The 2,208-nt window shown below is 66.6% G+C and carries 1 protein-coding gene; it reads left to right on the forward strand.

The genetic code is table 11. The annotated features are described in order from the left end of the window. On the forward strand, nucleotides 1-2,208 hold a 2,208-nt coding region (locus WBA11_RS07860), incomplete at both ends, for a SusC/RagA family TonB-linked outer membrane protein (protein ID WP_424520145.1).

Consider the following 2,208-nt stretch of genomic DNA (forward strand, 5'->3'; position numbering starts at 1 on the left):
CGACGTCCAGCTCCAGGAGGACTCCAACATCTTGGACGACGTCGTCGTGGTCGGGTACGGCACCCAGCGCCGCGGTGACGTCACCGCGTCCGTCGGGACGGGCGACGTTGACGACGCCAACGAGGGGCTCGTCACCGCGCCCACCGACTTCCTCGAGGGCCGCGTCGCGGGCGTCCAGGTGATCGAGGCGTCGGGCGAGCCCGGTGCCAACGTGTCCGTCCGGATCCGTGGTGGCACGTCCATCACGGCCTCGAACGAGCCGCTCTACGTCGTGGACGGCATCCCGATCTCGAACGACAACGTCACGCCCGGCGGCGCCGGTCAGGCTTCGAACGGCCCGGCCCGCAACCCGCTCACGCTCCTCAACCCGAACGACATCGCGTCGATCTCGGTCCTGAAGGACGCCTCCGCGACGGCCATCTACGGCTCGCGTGGCGCGAACGGCGTCATCTTGATCACGACCAAGAACGGGGCCGAGGGCCGCGTCAACGTCGACTACGAGGGCACGTTCTCGGTCTCCTCCGCGGCCGACACGTACAACGTGTTTTCGGGCGAGGACTACCGCAACTTCGTCCGCACCAACTTCGGCGCCGACGCCGTCGGCTCGCCGGGCTTCGGGATCGACCCGAACTCGGTCAACTCCGACTTCATCGGCGAGATCTTCCGCACGGCACCGAGTCAGTCGCACAATCTGTCGTTCGGCGGCGGGACCAGCAACTCGCAGTACCGCGCGTCGCTGAGCTACCTCAACCAGGACGGCATCGTGACCTCGACGGGTCTCGAGCGCGTCACGGCCCGGCTCAACGCGAACAACCAGTTCTTCGACAACCGCTTGCGCCTGGGCCTCAACCTGACCAGCGCGCTGACCGACGACGACTTCGCGCCGATCAACGACACCGGCGGCTTCGAGGGCGGCTTGTTCCAGAACGCCATCCAGTATCGGCCCGTCGCGCCGGTCTTCCTGGACACGGCCAACGACGGCTTCTACGAGGTCCCCGGCCAGCGGTCGTTCCGCAACCCGGTCGCTCTCTTGGAGCAGGTCGATGAGACGGCCCGGACCGTCCGGACGCTCGGCAACATCTCGGCCGAGCTCGAGCTCGTCGAGGGCCTGACCGCCTCGCTCAACGTCGGCGGCGACCGCTCGGTCGGCACGCGTCGTTCGTTCGTTTCGGGTCAGAGCGCGATCGGTGAGGAGTTCGTGACGTCCACGACCAACGGCGGCTCGGCGTATCGCCGGACGCTCGAGCGGACCTCGCAGACGCTCTCGACCTACCTCACGTACAACACGGACTTCGGCCAGAGCAACGTCAACGTGCTCGGCGGCTACGAGTACCAGGCGTTCAACGTGAGCGAGACGTCGGTCCAGGCGCAGAGCTTCGTGACCGATGTGACCGAGGACAACTTGCTCCAGTCCGGCACGATCGTGATCAGCGACAACAACGCGGGTCCGGGCACCTTCTCGTTCCGCGGGGAGAACCTCCTCGCGTCGTTCTTCTCGCGCGCCAACTACAACTTCGACGAGCGCTACTACCTCACCGGCTCGGTCCGGTACGACGGGTCGTCGCGGTTCTCGGAGGACAACCGGTACGCGCTGTTCCCAGCCGTCTCGGGCGCGTGGCGCATCTCGGAGGAGCCGTTCTTCGACGGCGGCACGGCCGTCACCGACTTGCGCTTGCGCGCCGGCTACGGCGTCGTGGGCAACCAAGGAATCGGCGACTACCTCTACCTCCCGCTCCTGGGTGCTAACCCGGCGAACTCGGCGGTCTTGAACGGCATCCAGGTGCCGGGCTACGCCCCGACGCAGCTCGAGAACCCGGACCTCCAGTGGGAGGAAAAGGAGGAGTTCACGGTCGGTCTCGATTACCGCGTCTTGACTGACCGGGTCTACGGTTCGATCGAGTTCTACCGGAACACGACGAACGACCTGCTCCTCAACGTCCCGGTCCTCGCGTCGGTCGTTTCGAGCCAGGTCCAAAACGTCGGCTCGCTCCGGAACACGGGCGTCGACGTCACGCTCGACGCGCTCTTGTTCGAGTCGGCGGACGCCTCGTTCTCGATCGGCCTGACGTTCAACACGAACGAGAACGAGGTTCTGGACCTGGGCGGTGCCCAACAGCTCTTCACCGGCGGCGTGTCGGGCGAGGGCCAGTCCGGCGTTAACTCGCTGCTCCTGACCCCCGGTCAGGCGTTCCCGATCTTCTACGGGTT

This window comes from Rubrivirga sp., from assembly GCF_049648075.1.
In the GTDB taxonomy this organism is placed as follows: domain Bacteria; phylum Bacteroidota; class Rhodothermia; order Rhodothermales; family Rubricoccaceae; genus Rubrivirga.